Genomic DNA, 21,755 nt, shown 5'->3' on the forward strand with positions numbered 1-21,755 from the left:
TTCACAAACCGTAAAAAAACTTAATAAAGAGGTTCTTTATAAACAATTTTCAAAGCAATAACTATCGAACAAGAATTAAAATAAGCAATTCCATATTACTTCTGGAAAGATTCGGCTTGACTTTCGCTTTATTAAAAACTTAATATCGTAACAGATGGTTCTTATCGTAAATATCTTCTCCAAAAAAAGTCTTACCTTACTTAGAATAATCAAGTATTAAATCCCATGATGATTAATAAATATTAAAATTATCATCTTTATTTATTGGAGCTTTATGAGATCATTACACATTTTTTAAATTATTAAACAAAAAAAATAAAAATGATAAAAAGAGACGCAATTATAATTGGTTCTGGGCAAGCCGCAAAACCGCTTTCTCAAAAATTGTCTGACGCTGGTTGGAAGACGGTAATGATCGAAAAATCTGAAGCTGAACTCGGTGGAGTTTGCTTAAATGTCGGCTGTACTCCAACAAAAACATTGATTGCTTCTGCAAAGGTGATGCATGATATTAAAACGGCAACAAAACATGGAATTTCAGTTTCAAATCCTAAAATTGACTTTAGCATTACACAAAAAAGAAAAGATAAAATTGTTGATGATTCCAAAGAGGGTTTGATAAAAAGAACTTCCGAGGCTGAAAATTTAGAATTGATTTATGGAATTGCTTCTTTTAGTGGAGAAAAAACCGTGATCGTTAAAAAAATCAATGGTGAAGAGCAAGAATTTACGGCACCTTATATTTTTATTGATGCCGGTTCCAGACCAGCCGTTCCGAAAATTGAAGGATTAGATGACGTGAAGTGGTACGATTCCACAGGTATTCTAGAATTAAAAGAAATTCCGAAGAAGTTAATTGTAATCGGTGCAGGTTATATCGGTTTGGAATTGGGACAAATGTACAGTCGTTTTGGGAGCGAAGTAACAATCATTGAAACTTCTGAACAGATCATGTCTAATGAAGACCTCGATATTGCAAATTCTCTGCAGGAACTTCTGGAAGACGAAGGTCTTACTTTTATACTCAATGCTTCCGTTAAAAAGATAGAGGGAACTCCTAAAGAAATTGCCGTAACTTATAGCAAGCAGGGAAAAAATGATAAAGTGAGTGGCACTCATCTTCTGATCGCTACTGGGCGCCAATCAAATGCAGATGGTTTAAATACCGAAGCTGCTGGAATTGAGTTAGACAAAAAAGGTTTTATCAAAGTAAACGACAAACTAGAAACCAATATTAAAGGTGTTTATGCCTTAGGAGATATTAATGGCGGTCCACAATTTACCCATATTGCTTACAATGATTTTGTGATTATTCGGGAAAATATTCTGGAAAAAGGGAACGCTTCTACAAAACGAAGAATCGTTCCTTATACCATGTTTACCGATCCACAATTAGGGCGCGTTGGCTTATCTGAAACTGAAGCCCGCAAAAAAGGCTTGAATTTTTCTGTGATCAAAATTCCGGGAAAAAGAATCACGCGTGGAATAGAAAATGGCAAACCACAAGGTTTATGGAAGGCAATTGTAGATAAAGAATCCGGAAATATTTTGGGAGCCGCAATCGTTTGCAGCGAAGGCGGAGAAATAGCATCTATCATTCAAATGGCGATGGAAGGTGGTATTCCTGGAAAACATTTGGCAACAGCGATATTTTCGCATCCAACTTATTCCGAATCGCTTAATACCTTATTTACAGAACTCTACAAGTAATTATTTGAAGCGAAGAAATCATTAAAACAAATACTGATTCACTAATTCCAGTTGTTCACGATTCTTAATTTAAAATCTGTTAGGTAATGATTTGGTACCGAATCATAATTAATAATGACGCACTTCTCCAAAAATTTGAAAGAAAGTATGCAAAATGATTTACACTAATATAAAAATATTCATATCAAAAATGAATAAATTTTGACATAAAATCCCCCCGAAACTAAAAAAAAAGAGAACCAATTTCTTGATTCTCTTTAATTTAGTAGCGGAGACACGACTCGAACGTGCGACCTCCGGGTTATGAGCCCGACGAGCTACCTACTGCTCTACCCCGCGTTATTATGGTGCAAATATACAACATTTCTAGATCACTTTCTTCATAAATCATAGTAATTGGTAAATAATTTACAGTAATTATTATATTGATTTCCTACAAGAGTATTCAATATGATTTCTTATTCTCCCATTTTTATTCTTGGTCATTAGTCCCCAAAACCCTAACACAACCCCACAAAAAAAGAGAACCAAATTAATGATTCTCTTTACTTAGTAGCGGAGACACGACTCGAACGTGCGACCTCCGGGTTATGAGCCCGACGAGCTACCTACTGCTCTACCCCGCGTTATTGTGGTGCAAATGTACAACTATTATGATAACTTCCAAATTTTTTCTTAAAAATGTTTATTCACCTATTTTTTCTTAAATTTGTATATGGCAAAAATTCTTAAAATATACCCTGATAACCCACAGCAAAACCTAATTGCAGAAGTCGTTAAATCCTTAAATAATGGTGGGATCATTATTTACCCATCAGATACTGTTTATGCTTTGGGTTGCAATATTTTTGACATTCGTGCCATGGAAAAATTAGCACAGATCAAAAAAATAAAATTAGATAAAGCCCATTTCTCCATTATTTGTAATGACCTAAGCCATCTTTCAAACTTTACAAAACCAATCGACACTTCTATTTTTCGCTTTTTGAAAACTCATATTCCCGGTCCTTTCACCTTTATTTTAGAAGCCAACAAAAGTTTACCGCTGGCTTACAAAGGAAAAAAGACGGTCGGAATTCGAGTTCCAGATCATATCATTCCACAGATGATTGTTGAAAAATTGGGTCATCCAATTGCGTCCACTTCCATTAAAGATGATGATGAAGTCATTGAGTACTCTACTGATCCTGAGCTAATTGCAGAAAAATATGACAGTTTGGTCGATATTGTCATCGATTGCGGTTATGGTGACAACGTTGCTTCGACCATCGTAGATTTAACCAGTGGTGAACCCGAAATTTTACGTCAGGGGAAAGGCGAAATGTAATTTATTATTTTTTATTTTTTATTTGGGCGTCTTTTTCCGCCCTCCATTCCCGCTTTATTTGCTTCACGATGTTCCACAAATAAGAGCTCCATTCAGGTCGGGACGCAGATTACGATTCCTTCACAACATCTTTATAACAATAAATTTTTAATTATTTTAGAAATGAAAATTTTATCATCACCAGCAAAACTTATGAATATCGAAAATACGAGCGCGTTTTTAAAAACAACTCAACCGTATTTTATTCATGAAGCCGAGCAAATTCAGAACACCTTAAAACATAAATCACCAAAATATCTCTCAGAATTGATGGAGATTTCTTCAAAACTCGCCGATGAAAATTGGAGTAGAAATCAAAACTGGAATTCAAAACCTTCTTCAAAAGAAGCAGCACCAGCTTTAATGGCTTTTACCGGTGAAGTTTATCGGGGTTTAGATGCTCAGTCTTTAGACGAGAAATCCACAAAATATTTACAGAAAAATTTCCGAATGCTTTCCGGCTTGTACGGCTTGCTGAAACCTTCTGATAGAATTATGCTCTACCGCTTAGAAATGGGTCGTAAATTTAAATTTGATGGCCATAAAAATCTTTATGAATTCTGGACAAATAAAGTTACAGATCAACTCAACAGTGAGTTAAAATCAAAAGACGTCGTCCTGAATTTAGCCAGTAAGGAATATTTTAAAGTCATTGATAAAACCAAAATAAAAGCGCCCGTAATCGATTTTGAATTTTATAATTATAAGGAAGGTAAGCTGAAGACAATCGTCGTTTATGCTAAGCACGCAAGAGGTTTAGTCATTCGATATTGTGCTGAAAACGATGTTAAAACTTTAGAAGAAGTTAAAGCTTTTAATCTCGAAAAATATCGCATCGACGAAGAACTTTCTACAGAAACAAAACTTGTTTTTACAAGATAATTAAAAATTAAAAAATGAACTATCATACCAGAAAATGGATTAAACCTGAAGATTTAAATCCCAATCAAACCTTATTTGGAGGAAAATTATTACAGTGGATTGACGAAGAATCTGCGCTTTACGCCATTGTACAATTAGAGACACCACGTTGCGTGACAAAATTTATTTCAGAAATTAATTTCATCAGTTCCGCAAAACAAGGCGATATTATAGAAATTGGTATTGAAGCCATCGCTTTTGGTAGAACGTCTATCACTTTGGCGTGTAATGTTCGCAATATGATGACGCGACAAACCATTATCACTATCGATAAATTAGTTTTTGTAGGCGTTGATAATGATGGAAAACCTACAGAACATGGAAAAACACAGATCGAATTTATAAAAGACCGTCTGAAAAATCAGGAAGAATAACTTCTCTAAATCGAAGGTTTACTGAATGTAAGGTAAAAACCTATTAAAAAATCAACAAAAATGTCTCAAAATAATATTCCTCCCTCCGAGAGAATTTCACCAAGTTCCGTGTATTATTGTCCAATGGAATGTGAAGGTGAAAAAGTATATTTCGTTCCCGGAAAACGCTGTCCTGTCTGCAATATGTATCTGGTTCCTATCGAAGAAAGAGCTGATTATCAGAATAAACCGCAAACTTATTCGAGGACGAATTTACCTGAAAATTTCGAGAATAAAATAGGAGAATATTTTTGTCCTATGTTTTGCGAAAGCGACAAAACATACTCTTCTGATGTTGGTTGTCCCGTTTGTCACATGCATTTGGAAGAAATTACTCCCGAACTGGTAAAAAATAATATTCATAACCATTCGCATTCTCATGACACTTCACAACCTTCAAATATTAATCAATCTAAAAATGCGGGGAAATATTACTGTCCAATGTTTTGTGAAGGTGACAAGGTTTATGATTCTAATGTCGGTTGTCCGGTTTGTGGAATGGATCTCGTAAAAATTCTGGAAAAAGGAGAAAAAACTTCTGATGATGACACTTATAAACTTTTAAGAAATAAATTTTTAATTGCTTTAATCTTCACCATTCCTGTGTTCATTTTATCAATGGGCGGAATGTGGTTCGAATTTCCTTTCTCTCATCAAACGCAGGGATTTCTCGAATTAGCATTATCGATTCCGGTTATTTTTTATGCAGGCTGGTTCTTATTGAAACGTGGTTTTATTTCCTTTAAAACTTGGAATTTGAACATGTTTTCTTTGATTGCATTAGGCTCTGCAGCGGCTTTCTTTTTCAGTTTACTTGCTTTATTTTTTCCGGAAATATTACCGCACGAAATTTCCCATGGCGGAAAAACACCGCTTTATTTTGAATCGGTTTGTGTAATTCTAACTTTGGTTATTATGGGTCAAATGCTTGAAGCAAGAGCACATCAAAAAACAGGAAAAGCGATTGAAGAACTCATGAATCTTTCTCCCGATGAAGCCAATTTAATCATCAATAATGTTGAAAATAAAGTTTCGCTTTCGGAAGTTAAGATCGGTAATTTATTAAGAGTAAAACCAGGAGAAAAGATTCCTGTGGACGGAAAAATTACAGAAGGAAATTCGACCGTTGATGAAAGCATGATCACAGGTGAACCGATCCCGACGGAGAAAATATCTGGAATGAAAGTAACTTCTGGAACAATCAATGGAAACGGAACCTTTTTAATGACAGCCGAAAAAGTAGGTGATGAAACCTTGCTTTCCCAAATCATTAAAATGGTGAATGATGCGAGCCGAAGCAAAGCACCAATTCAGAAATTAGCAGATAAAATTTCTAAAATATTTGTTCCTACGGTCATAGGAATATCAGTCTTGACCTTTATTTTATGGCGAATTTTCGGCGGTGAAAATGCTTTAATTTACGCTTTGGTCAACGCTGTTGCAGTTTTAATTGTCGCCTGTCCATGTGCTCTTGGATTGGCAACACCGATGGCTTTAACGGTCGGAATTGCAAAAGGCGCCAAAAACGGAATCCTTATTAAAAACGCGGAAGCACTTGAACAAATGCATAAAGTAAATGTTCTAATTACCGATAAAACAGGTACGCTAACAGAAGGAAAACCAAAATTAGATGAAGTGATCGCTGTTGAAAATAGTGATCGATCTTTAGTTTTGAAATTAGCAGCTTCTTTAAACCAAAATTCTGAACATCCACTTTCCAATGCGGTTTTGAATGAATTTAAAAAAGAAAATCAAGATTTTTTTAAAGTAGAAAACTTTGAAAATATTTCCGGAAAAGGAATAAAAGGAAGCATTGATAATGAATTGGTTTTCCTCGGAAATTCTTCTCTATTAAAGCAATTTAATATTGAAATTCCAGCCTCTTTAAAACAGAAAATCACGGAAAATGAAGATAAAGCGAAAACGATTTCTTTTTTGGCTAAAGGAACTGAGTTTTTAGGAATTTTAAGTTTTTCAGATAATATCAAAGAAAGTTCAAAAAAAGCCATACAATTTCTTCAAAAAAATAATGTAGAAGTCATCATGATGACGGGTGATAATGAACATACCGCAAAAGCTGTTGCGAAGGAATTAGGAATTGAAAAATATTTTGCAAACTGTCTTCCTCAAGATAAATTGGAGAAAATAAAACAACTACAAAGTGAAGGAAAAATCGTAGCGATGACAGGAGATGGAATCAATGATGCTCCAGCTTTAGCACAATCTAACGTGGGAATCGCAATGGGAACCGGAACTGATGTTGCCATCGAAAGCGCGCAAATCACTTTGTTGAAGGGTGATATTCTGGGAGTTGCAAAAGCGAAAATTTTAAGTGAAAAATTATTGAAAAATATTAAAGAAAATCTCTTTTTCGCCTTCATCTATAACACGCTTGGAATTCCCATTGCAGCAGGTTTGCTCTACCCTTTTTTCGGAATTCTGTTGAGTCCAATGATTGCGGCTGCAGCGATGAGTTTCAGTTCGGTTTCTGTTATTTTAAATTCCCTCCGATTGAATAATGTCGATTTAAATATTAAGGATTAATAGTTTCTCGTAATAATAAAAAAGGTGAATTGTCAATATTTTGCCGGTAGATTTTTGGCATATTTTTGGTTTTGAAAAATCTATTAAAAATTTAAATTATGGCAAAGAAACAAACAAAGACAGGAAAAGTTGCTCCAAAAGCAGATGCAGCAGATCAACTGAAAGACTTTATGATCGATGGTTTGAAAGATTTATATTGGGCTGAAAAAGCGCTTGTAAAAAATCTTCCGAAGATGGCAAAAAATGCGACTTCAAAAAAATTAACAGATGCTGTAAATGGACATTTAGCCGAAACTAAAGTACAGGTCACGCGTTTAGAAAAAGCATTTAAAGCATTAAAATTAAAACCTGAAGCCGTTAAATGCGAAGCAATGAACGGTATTTTAAAAGAGGCAGAAGAAATCCTCAAAGAAACTGAACCGGGTGCAGTAAGAGATGCAGGAATCATCGCAGCCGCACAAAAAGTAGAACATTATGAAATCGCTTCTTACGGAACACTTGCGACGTATGCGAAATTACTTGGACATAAGGATGTTTTACAGCTTCTTCTCGAAACTTTGAGAGAGGAAAAAACCTGTGATAAGGATTTGACCAAATTAGCAAAATCAGAAATCAACATCAAGGCAAAATAATTGTGAAGCGGTTTTATAACCGCTTTTTTTATGAGCATTTTTATAACAGTTAAAAATTTTAGAAATTTTCCTAAATAAATCTTAATTCGATCGTAAAGGCACAATTTCTGTTTTTAATATTCCAAATAAAATTTATGAATACCTTAGAAAATAAAAAGATTGCAGTTCTTGCAACAGATGGTTACGAACAATCGGAATTAGAAAGTCCAGTCAAAGCTTTAAAAGAAGCTGGCGCAACGGTGGAAGTTATTTCGTTGAAAGCCGGAAAAATTAAAAGCATGAAAGATCATCAATGGAGCGATCCGGTGAACGTTGATAAAACACTATCAGAAGCGAATGTTAGCGATTATGACGGATTGCTTTTACCTGGTGGAGTCATCAATCCCGATGCTTTGAGAAGTGATAAAAATGCAGTTAAATTTGTAAAGTCATTCTTTGATGCTAACAAGCCTGTTGCTGCGATTTGTCACGGTCCACAAACCTTGATTGAAGCTGATGTCGTAAAAGGAAAAACCATGACCTCGTATCAATCAATTTCAACCGATTTAAAAAATGCCGGTGCAATTTGGAAAGACGAAGAAGTAATCACGGATGGTAATTTGACGACGAGTAGAAATCCAGATGATTTGCCGGCGTTTAATAAAAGAATTATTGAAGAATTCAGCAAGTAGAAAAAACAAAGGATAAAACTGATTGATGATGAACAACAAAATTCCTGAGCAAATTGAAGGTGGATTCAGCGATAACGTTTCAGAAGTAGAATTTGAAACGGTTGCTGAAGCTGCTTTTCATTTTGATAAAGTGAGAAAGCGATTGTTTGATATTAATTCCTGGTATTTTTTTGCTGAAAAAACTGGTGCGGAATTTTCCCTTTGTGACAACAACGGAAAAGTAATTTTCAAACAACCTATTGTCAATAATTATATAAAAATTAAACTTCCATTGCTGTATAATCCCACCGGAAATACTTTTGATTGGGTTCGGATTGAACTTATCGAAGAAGAGCAGTTTGCTGACGGAGAACTGGTTTACATGAAACTTAGACCAAGTGAAGATCCTGATAAAAAAGATGGAAAAATCTCTCATTTCTTTAGAGATAATGCCACCTCAAATGTCCTCATTAAAAGAGACGGAAATAAAACTACAGCGGAAGTTCATGGCAGAAATGAAATTCCAAATACAGAACATTTAACGCTCTTGGAAAAAGCCAGAAACATAGCGGTTTCTGTTAATGCAATTATATTGGGAAGTAAATTTGAATGGAAAACTTTAACAGAAGCGTTGATCAAAAATGATGAAAAATAAGCATTACATCGGATGTTCTGGATTTACAGAAAGATCCTGGAAAGTTTATTTTTATCCGGAAGAATTGCCGTCTAAAGAATATCTTTCCTACTATTCCACCAAAATTAATGCAGTCGAAATTAATTCGACCTTTTATCGTAGACCGACTGTAAAAACGCTTGAAAAATGGTATGGATCAACGGAAAAAGATTTTAGATTTTTCATTAAAATTCCAAAGACCATTTCGCATATAAAGAAATTGATAAATACCAAAGAAGATACTGATGCCTTTTGCGAACATATTTCTTCAGGATTAAAGGAAAAGCTCGCGGGGTTTCTGTTTCAACTGCCTCCATCTTATCATTTTACTGATGAAAATTTGGAGCAATTAATTCAAACAGTTAATGATAATTATTTGAATGTTGTGGAATTTCGACACAATAGTTGGTGGAATGACAAAGTATTAAAAAAGCTTCAGGAAAATAAAATTATTTTTGCGGGAGTCAGTTTTCCAAAAGATATTTCGGATGAAGTGATGATCAACAATGATCACTTTCTTTATTACCGGCTTCACGGTGTTCCGGTACTTTTTAAATCTGAATATTCAGAAGAAGAGCTACAAATCATTGCTGAAAAAATAAAAAGATTTGAGGGAACTTCTTATATGTTTTTTAATAATACCTGGGGAATTGCAGGGATCAAAAATGCTCTGGAATTGCGGCGGATTTTAACATTGCAATAAATTAATATTTTCTTTCAATCACGTAATCCAGCATCAGATTGAGCGAATGTTTTGCTTCGTGATCAGGGAATTCATTCAGAATATTTTTAGCTTTCTGCTGATATTCTTTCATGACGCCGATTGCATATTCTAAACCACCAGAATTCTTTACAAATTCAATGAGCTCTTTAACCCGTTTTGTATCGTTATTATAGCGTTTGATGGTATTGAAATAATATTTTCTATCCTTTTCACTGGCCATTTTTAAACTATGAATTAAAGGCAATGTCATCTTCTTCTCTTTAATATCAATTCCAACTGGTTTTCCAATAATATTTGAGGTCAAAAAATCAAACAAATCATCTTTAATCTGAAAAGCCATTCCAGTTAAAGTTCCAAATTCCCGCATTTTACTCGCCAAATTTTCATCAGCATTGTTAGAGAGAACGCCAATTTCACAGCACGCGGCAATGAGTGTTGCAGTTTTCTGACGGATAATTTCAAAGTAAACGTCTTCGGTAATATCCAATTTTCGGGCTTTTTCTAACTGAAGAAGTTCACCTTCAGACATTTCGCGAATGGTAGTAGAAATAACAGAAAGTAAATCGTAATCTTTGTGATCGGTAGAAAGTAAAACTGCTTTTGACAAAAGATAATCTCCAACCAGAACGGCGATTTTATTCTTCCATAAAGCATTTATAGAGAAGAAATTTCTTCGTTTAAAACTTTCATCTACTACGTCATCATGAACCAAAGTTGCGGTGTGAATCAATTCGATCATCGAAGCTCCACGAAATGTTTTTTCGTTCACTTCTCCCAAGAGTTTTGCGCAGAGAAAAACAAACATAGGGCGCATCTGCTTCCCTTTCGTAGTAACGATAAAACGCGTCACCTTATCCAAAAGTGGAACATTGCTCTGCATCGATTCATAAAACTTCTGCTCGAAAAGTTTCATTTCTTCTTTGATGGGCTTCTTGATTTCTTCTACGATATTCGCCAAAACTGAGAGAATTATTAAAATTGTAAGTAAAGGCAAAGATAATTATTAAAAACAGATTAGTTGGGAAAAACTGTTCAATCTGTGGGATTTATTTCAATTTCTGAGACGAAATAAAATAAAGGCGTTGTTTTGATTTTAGAAAAGGCGTTATAAATTCTTCTCCCGAAATGTAAACCCCTTCGTCATCGACTGCAATTCCTTCAATTTGACCAATTGATAAAGCACTTCCGAGGTAATATCTTCGAGGTTTTTGCTCAAAGAAAACTCCAGGATTCGTTTCATTAAAAATAGAAAGGAAAACTTCTGTCTTTTTGGTATAACCAATTAAATAAAGCTTTTTATCAAAGTAAGCAGCATCTGTAACGACATAACCGGTGTGAAAAGTTTCTGCTTTTTCAGCAGACTGATTTTCGGAAATATTTGGATCTAAAATATAGTGCGTTGTTGATCTTGACTTCCATTCTTTAGTGAAAATATGAATTTTTCCATTCAAAAAAATTATCGCTTCACCATCGAAATTATTGTTTAAATTTTTTGAAGTAAAGTCTTTTTGTTCCGGATAATAAAACGGAATTTTCTGAGCTTTCATAGAAGTCGAACCTTTTTCTAAGCTGTCAAAAGGAATTTTATAGATATTCATATCTTTTCTCGTTCCTGCATTATTCCCAAAATCGCCGATATAAATATGGGTAGAATCACTTGTAATAGACTCCCAATCTATATTTTTAAGATTTGTTTTGAAGACATTTTTAATTTTCCCGGATGTTTTATCAATTTCAAAAATGTCCGAACTGTTTCCGCTATCATTGAAAGTTAAGAGGCGTTTATGATAAAACTCTAATCCGGAATTTTCTTTTAAAGAATCGCTCAAAACGGCAACTTCAAAACGATTCATTTTTAACCATTGATCCTCTTTTTGAGCAGAGAAACTAAGGGAAATAAAGAATATAATAATTAAGTAGAACTTATTCATGATCGATTTCGTTTGAGGAGTAGCAATCTGATTTTAACGAAATCATAAAACAGGCCACTCAATAAAATTACAGAACCTAAAATAAGTGATTTGATGCCGAAATAAGAGAATAAAATTCCGCCCGTAATTCCGCCGAAAAAAAACATGAAAATAATGGTTAAACGCAACTTGATTGATCTGATCAACTTGAACTTATGCATTTCATCTTTATAAAAAAACAATTGAGAGAGTTCGATTCCCATATCAGTAAAAAGTCCCGTTAAATGGGTGGTTCGAACGATTGATTTTGAAATACTGGTTACCAAAGAGTTTTGCATTCCCATCGCAAAAAGCAAACTGTAAGCGATAACATCGGGATCTTCTTTAATTAGATAATTTCCCATGAATGCAATGATTCCAAGAATTAAAGCTTCGGTAATAATGGGAAGAATATAGGTTTGATTTTCGCGAATTCTTGAATAAATTTCTACCACAAAATTAGCAAAAAAAGCACCTGAGAGAAAGAAAATAACAAACAGCGCAACGTGAAATGCATTTGTGAAATTGAGTTTGAAAACTTCGTCCACGAAAAAAGCGAAGTGTCCTGTCACATTAGTAGTCAATTTTTGCACGGCGAAAAAGCCTACAACATTCACCAATCCTGCAACAAAAGAAAGTAAGGACGCAATTCCGAGATTATGTTTGGGAGTTCTGGTTTTTCCGATGTGTGAGAACATTACTCACTACTTTTGTTAGCGAGTTGTCCGCAAGCTGCGTCGATATCTCCACCGCGACTTCTTCTGATGAGAACCGTGATTCCAGCTCTTTCCAGTTGTCGTACGTAATTTTCTTCTGCATCTTTGTTGCATTGATCGTACTTTCCATCACCAATCGGATTGTATTGAATCAAATTCACTTTGCTTGGAATCTGCTTGCAATATTGAATAAGCGCTTTGATATCTTCGTCTTTATCATTAATTTCTTTCCAGACGCAATATTCAAAAGTGATGATATTTCCTGTTTTCTCATACCAATATTTCAAAGAATCCATAATGTCGGTCAGCGGAAATTTATCCGAAAAAGGCATGATCTCGTTTCGCTTTTTTTCAATCGCGGAATGTAAAGAAAGCGCCAGTTTTACTTTTAAACCTTCATCTGCCAACATTTTGATCATCTTCGGAATTCCGGAAGTTGAGACCGTAATTCTTCGTGGAGACATTCCTAAACCTTCCGGTTCGGTAATTTTGCGAATCGATTCTACTACATTTTTGTAGTTCATCATTGGTTCGCCCATTCCCATGAAGACAATGTTAGAAAGTGGTCGGTCAAAATACAATTTGCTTTGTCGGTCGATCAATGCGACCTGATCTACGATTTCTGCTACTTCAAGATTTCGCATTCTTTTCAAACGCGCAGTTGCACAGAATTCACAGTTTAAAGAACATCCAACCTGAGAAGAAACACACGCTGTAGTTCTGGTTTCGGTCGGAATTAAAACGGATTCAACCAAAAGTCCGTCATGTAATTTCACACCGTTTTTAATCGTTCCGTCATTGGATTTCTGAAGTTCGTCAACCGAAATTGGATTGATGATATATTCCTCCGAAATTTTTTCTCTTAAATCTTTCGAAAGATTCGTCATTTCTTCAATTGAATGAAGATTTTTACTCCACAACCAATCATAAACCTGCTTTGCACGAAAAGGTTTTTCACCCAAAGACAAAAAATAATCAGTGAGTTGTTCGAGTGATAATGTTCGGATATCTTTCAAAATAATTTTAGATTTTAAATGATAAATTTTAGATTAAAAACACAGAAATGAATTTAATCTAAAATTTAAAATTTTTCATTTATAATTGATTAAATGATCAACATCGCATCACCATAAGAATAGAATTTATATTCATTCTTGATGGCTTCTTCGTAAGCTTGCATTAAAAAATCTTTTCCTGCAAATGCTGCAACCATCATCATCAATGTAGATTTTGGCGTATGGAAGTTGGTGATCATACAGTTTGCAACCCCAAAATCATGTGGAGGGAAAATAAATTTATTCGTCCAACCGTGATAAGGTCCGATTTTTCTGTTTGAGGAAACTGAAGTTTCTATCGCTCTCATCGTCGTCGTTCCAACTGCACAAACTCTCCTTTGTTCAGCAACAGCTTTGTTGATGATATCTGCATTTTTTTGAGTGATGATGGCTTCTTCCGATTCCATTTTGTGTTTCGACAGATCTTCAACTTCGATTGGATTAAAAGTTCCCAAACCAACGTGAAGCGTAATTTCTGCAAAATCAATTCCTTTGATCTCTAATTTCTTCATTAAATGTTTAGAGAAATGTAGACCTGCAGTAGGAGCTGCAACGGCACCTTCATACTTTGCATAAATCGTTTGGTAACGTTCTGCATCTTCTGGCTCAACATCTCTTTTAATGTATTTTGGAAGTGGAGTTTGTCCCAATTCTTTCAACTTTGTACGAAATTCTTCGTAAGAACCATCATACAAAAATCTTAGTGTTCTTCCTCTGGAAGTTGTGTTATCAATGACTTCAGCAACCAAACCTTCATCTTCGGTAAAGAATAATTTATTACCAATTCTTATTTTTCTTGCCGGATCTACCAATACGTCCCAAACGCGCGTTTCCTTATCTAATTCTCTCAAAAGAAAAACTTCGATTTTGGCACCGGTTTTTTCTTTGTTTCCGAATAATCTTGCGGGGAAAACTTTGGTATTATTAAAAATGAACAAATCGTGCTCGTCGAAGTAATCAACAACGTCTTTAAATTTTTTATGCTCTATCGTTTGAGTTGCACGGTTTAAAACCATGAGTTTTGCTTCGTCTCTGTGTTCGCTTGGATGTTCAGCTAAAAGTTCTTCCGGTAAATGGAAATTAAAATCAGATGTTTTCATTTTTTTAAATTACGGTTTAAAAATTAAGACCGAAAACGAAAAATTTTCGGAGTGCAAATATACGACATTGAAAAGGCAAAGTCAAGTCCTTTTAATTTTAGCCAGATTTCTTCGAAATATTTAGATTGGAATGATTCATGCAAGAAGCAAAATCATTAAAATTTACAGTATGAAAAAGTTATCGTTAATTACCGGAATTATCGTCTTATTTTTTGTCACGAGTTGTCGGGATATTGTTAATTCGGCTTTAGATGTTTTACCGCCTTTTGAAGTTCCGTTTACGACAACGGTTGATGTTCCTTTCGCCGCAATAAGCACAACCGGTTACACACAAACTCCAGAACTTCCTATTAATATTAATTTAGATGCGAAGATTAAAGAGCAAAATGCAAACTTTTCGATCAACAATTTGAAATCAGTGAAACTGAGTACTTTGAGTTTAGATTATGTAAGTTCTCAATTGGGAAATAAATTGGATGTCATTAAGAATGCAAGAATTTATGTGAAAGCTCCAAATCAAGCAGATCGTTTAATTGCAACAGCTTACTATAACACGAATCCAAACACGATTACATTTACTGAGACCGACGACGAAATTTTGGAATATTTTAGAACCACCCAAAACTCTTTAATAATCGAAATTCGGGCAAGTAAAGTAACTGCGGATCAAATTAAAATGAAAATTAATTCGGGTTTTAAAATTAAAGTTCAGTTGTAAAATAACGATCAATGATTAAACTTAAGAGAAGTACCATTCACTGCTTGGTAGGAATTTTTTAAATTTAATTTTTCTGGAAGAACGATTTCTAGCTCTACATTTTTGTACTCAACTAATTCGATCTCGCAAATATAATCTTTGTGTTTTTCTACCACTTTTTTTACGATATAATTACCGGGAAAACTAATTTCGTCCGCAGTATGTAAATAGCTTAGAATACTTTTTCTATAAATTTCAAAAAGATTTATGTTGGCAGTTTGTAACGTTAAAGTCTGCTCAAACACTGGTTTTCTCGCTTTTTTTGATTTGAATACTTTTAAAGTAATTTCTTTCGGCGATGATTCGGAAATAGATGAGAATTCGAAATGATAATTTTCAAAACGGTGTTCAGCAATAAAAGGATAAGAATATTCGTATAAAAATTCAAACTGAATTTCGTGTTTTATATTTGATTCTGTGACTTTAAAATAGTGAACGAATTTCCTTTTCTCATCAAAAAGAAATGCACTTAAAAACTTTTCGTCTTTACTTAATTTTAAGTAATAGGAAAAATCTTCAGTATTAAAATAATTAACGGAATCAAAATTATAGTTATTTTTTGAATTGTGGGCTTTGTATTTCGTCAGAAAATCGAAGTCATAGGTTTGACCGAAATTAAATACAGAAACTAATAAGAACATCAAAAAATAAAATTTCTTCATATAAAGTTTTTAATAATTTTCCACTCCTCTACTTTTTTTACAAATGGGATCGTGTAAGCTGGACTCGTTGAAGGTAAAACAAATATAGGAATTTCAGGATTTTCCCTCATTTTATTTTGTACATTTTTAAAGGATTTTTGGCCATTACAAAAGATGGCTTTTATATTTTGATAATCCATTAAAATCTGCTCAACATCATTGTGAACTTCATTCTTGATTTTAGTATCCAGACTTCCTTCACGCTCGCATGAATCAATGACATCCCAAACTGCGATATGGTTTTTCTCTAAGAATTTTAATTTTTTAGAATAATCTTTTGTGAAATCTTCCTGAAACAATTCAAATAATATTCTCCAGAATTTATTTTGGGGATGAGCGTAATATTGCTGCATCTCTAAAGATTTAATTCCTGGAACTGAACCTAGAATCAAAATTTTTGAAGTTTCTGAAATAATTGGTGGAAAAGAAGATATTCGATTAGGCATTTTTTACAAATTTTTTTAATACTGCCTTTCAGAAAATCCTTATTTCTTGCGTGGAAGTTCTGTATCGATTTCTTTCACAATCTCCTCCATTTGTGCAGTACAATTCTCGTAATTAGAAATAATCTGGTTTACTGACGAAAGATAAATTTGACTTCGGTTTTTTACAGGATTTGAGGCCATCACTTTGGTGATATTTCCTGCTGGATAATCTACGGTATTGTCTGTAATGTAATCTGCGAATTTTAATTTTTGAGTTTTATAGAAATCAGTAGAAATAGTGAGTCGCGGAATTTTCTCTTCATATAAATCTAAAATACTATTCTGTAAGTCATCATTTTCAATAAAACCTAATTTCCCCGATGATTTAAAACCTTCATAACGACCGGTATTTCCACCATAACCAGTGAAATTATAAAAATAGGGTGCAAAATGCTGAATACTGTCGTTATCAGCCAGATGACCTTTTGGAATTGTCGCCAAATAACGAAATGCGTTTCTCTGATTTTTATAAGCTTCGATATTTCCTTTCATTTCTATCATATCTTTCTTTAGATCGATACGAACACCTTTCAGAAAAACACGAACTTGATGTTGCTCATGTCGCGCTTCACTCCAGCTATGAAAGGCAATAGATAACGAAACAGCGAAAATAATAACAGCGATTTCCAAAGCCATCTCTTTTATTTTATGCCAAAAGCTTTTCTCTTTATCTTTTGCAGTTTCAATAATTTTTTTGGTTGATTTTACTACTTCTAACTCCGCCATAGTGAATTGCTTATTATTTTGAAACAAATTTAAACTTTTTCTTAAGAAATCAAATAGCAAAAAAAATGATTTCCAAAATTAATCGGAAATCATTTATTTAGATTTTTCTTGAAAGAGTTATTTTATAAAGTTTCTTTCAACCATTCAAAGAATTCTCTCTGCCAAACCAAACCATTCTGAGCATGTAAAACCCAGTGATTTTCATTCGGGAAGTAAAGGAATTTTGTTTTCAAACCTTTTAATTTTGCAGCTTGAAAAGCTTCCTGACCTTGTTCATAAGGAACTCTGTAATCAATTCCACCCTGAATAACCATGATCGGTTTGTTCCATTTATTCACATAATTGGAAGGATTAAATTCAGTATAAGATTTCGGAGTTGGGTTATCATAAGGAGAACCACCAAGGTCCCATTTCGCAAACCATAATTCTTCAGTGGTTAAAAACCAAGATTTCATATCGAAAAGTCCGTCGTGCGCGATAAATGTTTTGAATCGGTTTTCATGAATTCCTGCCAACATATAAACGCTGTAACCACCGTAACTTGCTCCAACTGCACCCATTCTGTCACCATCAACGTAAGGCAAAGTTTTCGCAAAATCTGCAGCAGCTAAATAATCACGTATTGGTTGACCGCCCCAATCTTTTGAAATATCTTCATTCCATTTTGTTCCCCATCCCGGCATTCCGCGACGGTTTGGCGCGACAACGATATAATCATTTGCAGCCATCAAAGCGAAATTCCATCTTACGCTGAAAAACTGTGTTAATGCAGATTGTGGTCCACCTTGACAATATAATAATGTTGGATATTTTTTCGCAGGATCAAAATTTGGCGGATAAATAAACCAAACTCCCATTTCTTTTCCGTCCGTAGTTTTCACCATTTTCAGTTCGGTTTTTGAAGGAGTTATTTTAGCGTAAGTATCTTTATTAACTTCTGTCACTTGCTTCATTGCGCCATTTTTTAAATCAACAGAAAATAGATCTGCATTGTGATTCATGTCGGTTCTTGAAACTAGAAGCGAGTTTTTATTTTCTGCGTGGATATCGGTAACATCAAAATCACCTTTTGTGATCTGCTGAATTGTTGAATTTTTCGGATTTAAAGAGAACAGTTGCATTGTTCCTTTCCAGGCAGTCGTGAAATAAATGTGTTTTGAATCTTGCGACCAAAATACTGCTCCGACAACGCTTTCGTCCCAAGCTTTAGTTAAATTAGTCGTTTTACCTGATTTCCAGTCTAAAATTTTGACGTCGTTTTTATCGGCTTCGAAACCTTCTCTTTCCATCGATTGCCAAGACAAATACTTTCCATCCGGGGAAAATTTAGGATTGACATCGTAGCCTTTGTTGCTTTCAGTCAGGTTTTTAACCATTCCAGAATTAAGGTCGTAAGCAAAAATATCGGTGTTCGTTGATTGTGCGTATGCTGCGCCACTCAAAGGTTTTGTCACATATAAAAGCTGCGAAGAATCTGGACTCCAAAGAAAATCTTCGCTTCCGCCAGAAGGTCTTTGCGGCGAATCCCAGGGTTTTCCCTGAAGCAAATCTTTGGCTTTATCAGCTGATTCAGAAACATTTACTACAAAAACGTGATTGTATTTTCCTTCATTAAAACGATCCCAATGACGGTGATTTAAATCGTCGTAGATATGTGCAGTAGATTTTGGAACGTCGGAGTATTTGTCTTTTCCCAATACTTTTTCTACCAAAACTTCTTTACTGAAAGCGATTTTTTTACCGTCCGGAGAAATGATGAAATTATCAACTTCACCTAAAGTATAAAAATCAATCCAGGTTTTTCCGGCATCTTTTGATAAGTAAATTTTATCATCTTCCTGCGCATAAACTCCGTTTTTATCCCATTGAATAATTGATTTCTTGCCGAGATCTAAATTGGTCGCGTCACCATTTTTAATATTGAAGAAAAAATTCTTCTTGTTGTTTTTTTCGGTTTTCAGATCGGTTTTACCAACGCTGTAAATTAGGGAACTCTGATCCGGAGAAACTGCAGAAACTCCGATTTTATTCAGCGTCCACAACGTTTCTGGCGTCATTACGTTTTGTGCATTCATTAATAAAGGCGCTGCGAGAGCGATAAGGGTGTTTTTTATTTTCATTTGAAATTTAAATTTTGAAGATTAAGAAACAGTACAAATATAGAAAATTCATAGGATAAGAAGCAGATTAGGATGTTGCTGATGATTTCCGCGTTTGAATTTCATTGCTAAAGTCATCAGGATTTTCGGGACTAAGCATATATACTTTGCCCGATTTCAAAGTGATCTTTATTTTTTTATGAATGTTGGTTACATACCAAATATCCTTTCCATTAAAATATCCAAAATAACCAAACAAACCGCCAACTCCAAAAGTTCGGAGATTGAAACCTGTTTTTTTCACTTTTGAAATGGAATAAATCTCATTTAAGTTAATCCTAATTTTCCCGTAAAGATTTTTGATTAAAATCTGCGATTCTGTAATCGTTATTTTTTTTGGTACAAATCCATAAGAAATCAGAATAACACCATACATAATGACCAAACTGAAAATTGAAATAACAGTTCGCCGTGGTTCAAAAAAGAAAGATATAAATGGAAAAAGAAGTAAAAAAAGCACAAGAATTATAGTCATTGTCCTCGTTCTACCATCCATTTTTGCGGTTTGAAATTCTTTCATCCTAAAGCGCAATTACATTGTCGTTCGGCGTATAATCAAGATAAATTCCTCCATCAAGTTTTACTGATTTTATTTTTTTATTTACCGCAATTTGAGTTTGGTAAGAAGAACCTTTTTTCCAAACTTCTGGGGTGAAATGCTTTTTAGAAACCGTTCCGTCGATCGCAGTAATTTCAACATCAAAAGGAATGGCAAATCCCCCCACATTTTGAATATTTACCATTAAATTTTTACCATTTATTTTAGCGGAACTCACTTTTAAGTCAACATAATTATTGCTGAAAAACCAGTTGTTCCAAAACCAGTTCAGATTTTGTCCGCTTCCTAAATTCATACTGTAGAAAAAATCCCACGGCATTGGGTGTTTTCCATTCCAGGTATGCATATAATAATGCAGCGATTTTTTGAATAAATCGTCACCTAGCATATCTTTCAAAGCCAAATAAGAAAATGCGGGTTTTACGTACGAATTATTTCCATAACCTAATCCAGAAACCTGCGTACTAAGCGAAATTACGGGCTGATCTTCTTCGGTTGAAGGATCATTAATATATCGTTTTACCCGAAAATTGATGAAGGCTTTATCGGTAAAACTTTTTCCATTTTCACTTTCTGCAATCAGGTATTCAAAAGTTGTCGCCCAACCTTCATCCATAAATGCATAGCGAGTTTCATTAATACCCATGAAAAACGGAAAATAAGTATGCGCAATTTCGTGATCCGCAGTTTGTCGGGAATCCGCCATGTCATCAGGAATTGAAGAATCATTGACCATCATCGGAAATTCCATATCGGCAAATCCCTGAAAAGCAGTCATTGTTGGAAATGGATATTCGATTCCCGGCCAGTTTTCTGAAAACCATTTTATGGAATATTTTTCCCACTCCACATATTTTTCAAAATCTACGGTTCCTGCATTATAAGTCGCCTGAACAGACACTTTTTTCGATTTCAACTGAACGCTCGAAGCATCCCAAATATAAGATGAACTTGTTCCAAAGGTAAAGTCAGTCACGTTTTGTGCCGTAAATTTCCAGATATTTTGAGCATTTTGCAAGGTTACTTTTTGAGATTGAATTTCTTCTTTTGTCGCAACGTGAATAATTTCATCGCTTGTTAAAGACTTTTTAAATTTATTTAAAATAGCGGGTTGTAAAACTTCTTCAGGATTTTTTAAAACTCCTGTGGCGTAAACGATGAAATTCTTTGGAACGGAAACTGAAACTTCGTAATTATTAAAGTCATTGTAAAATTCATTTCTTCCGTTGTGCGGCAATTTATCCCAACCGTTGTAATCGTCATAAACCGAAATTCGCGGATACGCATATGCGCAGAAAAGCGTGTTTTCATCAATTTGTCCTTCTCTCCCACTTTCCTTTGATAATGGATATTCCCATTCTATTTTTATTTGATTCTTAGATTTCGGCACTAAAGCGGTATTCAACTTTAATTCATAAAATGTTTCCCAATCGTCACTGTTAATTTTATAATTTTGACCATTAATGGAAAGCGATTTCATTTTTAAACCTTCACTTAAAAAATCTTTTGAAACTTTGCCATTTCTTGGGGAAGTCGCTTTGTGAAGATTCGTCACAAAACGGATGACCACCGTCTTTAGCGAATCGGGAGAATTGTTTAAATAATCGATCATCTCTGCACCTGAAACTATTTTTGTAGCAGGATTTACGGTGAAATCAATTGCATAATTGCCGCCATTCTGCCAGTAGTTTTTTCCCGGTTTGCCATCTTTGGAGCGTGTTTGATTTTCGTAAGCTTTTTTAATATTTCTTGGAATATATAATTCCTGCGCAAATGTGCTGAAGGAAAATATGGTGATCAAAAGAATGCTGAATAAACGAGTCATTGTGTTAATTTTTTGTCAATCAAAATTAAGAAATTTAATAAGAGGTTTAAAAATAAAAAACCCAGTCTCAGAAATTCTAAAATTGGGTCT

21 protein-coding genes and 2 tRNA genes are annotated in these 21,755 nt (G+C 34.3%); 10 read left to right on the plus strand and 13 right to left on the minus strand.

Features of this window, described 5'->3' with window-relative positions; genetic code table 11:
- Positions 1 to 321: 321 nt before the first annotated feature.
- Positions 322 to 1,710, plus strand: coding sequence for a mercuric reductase (locus OA86_RS00675; protein WP_039347316.1), 1,389 nt, complete (start codon positions 322 to 324; stop codon positions 1,708 to 1,710).
- A 266-nt stretch (positions 1,711 to 1,976) separates the two neighbouring features.
- On the opposite strand, the gene OA86_RS00680 is transcribed toward OA86_RS00675, so the two are convergent.
- A tRNA-Met gene (locus OA86_RS00680) sits at positions 1,977 to 2,049 on the minus strand.
- A 214-nt stretch (positions 2,050 to 2,263) separates the two neighbouring features.
- Positions 2,264 to 2,336, minus strand: a tRNA-Met gene (locus tag OA86_RS00685).
- Between the two features lie 89 nt (positions 2,337 to 2,425).
- Between OA86_RS00685 and OA86_RS00690 the strand changes: the two genes are divergently transcribed.
- From OA86_RS00690 to OA86_RS00725, 8 genes are all read left to right on the plus strand, one after another.
- The gene (locus tag OA86_RS00690) at positions 2,426 to 3,037 is read left to right on the plus strand and encodes an L-threonylcarbamoyladenylate synthase (RefSeq protein ID WP_039347319.1); all 612 of its coding nucleotides are present in this window, start codon (positions 2,426 to 2,428) and stop codon (positions 3,035 to 3,037) included.
- Positions 3,038 to 3,199: 162 nt separating this feature from the next.
- A complete protein-coding gene (gene yaaA, locus OA86_RS00695; protein WP_039347322.1) occupies positions 3,200 to 3,958 on the plus strand; it encodes a peroxide stress protein YaaA in 759 nt (252 codons plus the stop codon).
- Between the two features lie 14 nt (positions 3,959 to 3,972).
- On the plus strand, positions 3,973 to 4,371 hold the full coding sequence (locus OA86_RS00700) for an acyl-CoA thioesterase (RefSeq protein ID WP_039347324.1): 399 nt from the start codon (positions 3,973 to 3,975) through the stop codon (positions 4,369 to 4,371).
- Positions 4,372 to 4,431: 60 nt separating this feature from the next.
- Entirely contained in the window at positions 4,432 to 6,954 is a 2,523-nt protein-coding gene (locus tag OA86_RS00705; RefSeq protein ID WP_052257314.1) for a copper-transporting P-type ATPase, read from the plus strand.
- Between the two features lie 98 nt (positions 6,955 to 7,052).
- Entirely contained in the window at positions 7,053 to 7,586 is a 534-nt protein-coding gene (locus OA86_RS00710) for a ferritin-like domain-containing protein (protein ID WP_039347325.1), read from the plus strand.
- Positions 7,587 to 7,720: 134 nt separating this feature from the next.
- Positions 7,721 to 8,257 carry a type 1 glutamine amidotransferase domain-containing protein gene (locus OA86_RS00715; RefSeq protein WP_039347328.1) on the plus strand — a complete coding sequence of 179 codons (537 nt, stop codon included), beginning with the start codon at positions 7,721 to 7,723 and terminating at the stop codon, positions 8,255 to 8,257.
- Positions 8,258 to 8,282: 25 nt separating this feature from the next.
- The gene (locus tag OA86_RS00720) at positions 8,283 to 8,891 is read left to right on the plus strand and encodes a hypothetical protein (protein WP_052257315.1); all 609 of its coding nucleotides are present in this window, start codon (positions 8,283 to 8,285) and stop codon (positions 8,889 to 8,891) included.
- Positions 8,878 to 9,612, plus strand: coding sequence for a DUF72 domain-containing protein (locus tag OA86_RS00725; protein WP_052257316.1), 735 nt, complete (start codon positions 8,878 to 8,880; stop codon positions 9,610 to 9,612). Before OA86_RS00720 ends, OA86_RS00725 begins: the two co-directional genes overlap by 14 nt.
- 1 nt (position 9,613) lies before the next feature.
- Here the strand turns inward: OA86_RS00725 and OA86_RS00730 are convergent, their stop codons facing one another.
- The 5 genes from OA86_RS00730 to queA form a co-directional block, all read right to left on the minus strand.
- On the minus strand, positions 9,614 to 10,591 hold the full coding sequence (locus tag OA86_RS00730) for a polyprenyl synthetase family protein (RefSeq protein WP_039347330.1): 978 nt from the start codon (positions 10,589 to 10,591) through the stop codon (positions 9,614 to 9,616).
- Positions 10,592 to 10,679: 88 nt separating this feature from the next.
- Complete coding sequence (locus tag OA86_RS00735) at positions 10,680 to 11,564, minus strand: hypothetical protein (RefSeq protein ID WP_039347332.1); 885 nt, start codon at positions 11,562 to 11,564, stop codon at positions 10,680 to 10,682.
- Positions 11,561 to 12,280: a YoaK family protein gene (locus tag OA86_RS00740; protein WP_039347335.1), complete on the minus strand. Its 720-nt coding sequence runs from the start codon at positions 12,278 to 12,280 to the stop codon at positions 11,561 to 11,563. Before OA86_RS00740 ends, OA86_RS00735 begins: the two co-directional genes overlap by 4 nt.
- Positions 12,280 to 13,314 (minus strand): dual-specificity RNA methyltransferase RlmN, encoded by a 1,035-nt coding sequence (gene rlmN / locus OA86_RS00745; protein ID WP_039347338.1) that lies wholly within the window; start codon positions 13,312 to 13,314, stop codon positions 12,280 to 12,282. The genes OA86_RS00740 and rlmN overlap by 1 nt, the downstream gene beginning before the upstream one ends.
- An 89-nt stretch (positions 13,315 to 13,403) precedes the next feature.
- Entirely contained in the window at positions 13,404 to 14,453 is a 1,050-nt protein-coding gene (gene queA, locus OA86_RS00750) for a tRNA preQ1(34) S-adenosylmethionine ribosyltransferase-isomerase QueA (protein WP_039347340.1), read from the minus strand.
- 169 nt (positions 14,454 to 14,622) lie between these two features.
- Here queA and OA86_RS00755 point away from each other — a divergent pair, with 169 nt between their 5' ends.
- Positions 14,623 to 15,171, plus strand: coding sequence for a hypothetical protein (locus OA86_RS00755; protein WP_126340426.1), 549 nt, complete (start codon positions 14,623 to 14,625; stop codon positions 15,169 to 15,171).
- Positions 15,172 to 15,179: 8 nt separating this feature from the next.
- On the opposite strand, the gene OA86_RS00760 is transcribed toward OA86_RS00755, so the two are convergent.
- From OA86_RS00760 to OA86_RS00785, 6 genes are all read right to left on the minus strand, one after another.
- Positions 15,180 to 15,872, minus strand: a complete 693-nt coding sequence (locus OA86_RS00760) for a hypothetical protein (RefSeq protein WP_074781361.1) — start codon at positions 15,870 to 15,872, stop codon at positions 15,180 to 15,182.
- Positions 15,869 to 16,357, minus strand: a complete 489-nt coding sequence (locus tag OA86_RS00765) for a DNA-deoxyinosine glycosylase (protein WP_039347349.1) — start codon at positions 16,355 to 16,357, stop codon at positions 15,869 to 15,871. The genes OA86_RS00760 and OA86_RS00765 overlap by 4 nt, the downstream gene beginning before the upstream one ends.
- 39 nt (positions 16,358 to 16,396) lie before the next feature.
- Positions 16,397 to 17,122 (minus strand): DUF6090 family protein, encoded by a 726-nt coding sequence (locus OA86_RS00770; protein ID WP_039347353.1) that lies wholly within the window; start codon positions 17,120 to 17,122, stop codon positions 16,397 to 16,399.
- A 122-nt stretch (positions 17,123 to 17,244) separates the two neighbouring features.
- Positions 17,245 to 19,242 carry a S9 family peptidase gene (locus OA86_RS00775; RefSeq protein ID WP_039347355.1) on the minus strand — a complete coding sequence of 666 codons (1,998 nt, stop codon included), beginning with the start codon at positions 19,240 to 19,242 and terminating at the stop codon, positions 17,245 to 17,247.
- A 67-nt stretch (positions 19,243 to 19,309) separates the two neighbouring features.
- Positions 19,310 to 19,801 (minus strand): PH domain-containing protein, encoded by a 492-nt coding sequence (locus tag OA86_RS00780; RefSeq protein ID WP_039347358.1) that lies wholly within the window; start codon positions 19,799 to 19,801, stop codon positions 19,310 to 19,312.
- 1 nt (position 19,802) lies between these two features.
- A complete protein-coding gene (locus tag OA86_RS00785) occupies positions 19,803 to 21,665 on the minus strand; it encodes a M1 family metallopeptidase (protein ID WP_039347361.1) in 1,863 nt (620 codons plus the stop codon).
- Positions 21,666 to 21,755: the final 90 nt, after the last annotated feature.

This window comes from Kaistella jeonii, from assembly GCF_000812865.1.
GTDB classification, from domain to species: domain Bacteria; phylum Bacteroidota; class Bacteroidia; order Flavobacteriales; family Weeksellaceae; genus Kaistella; species Kaistella jeonii.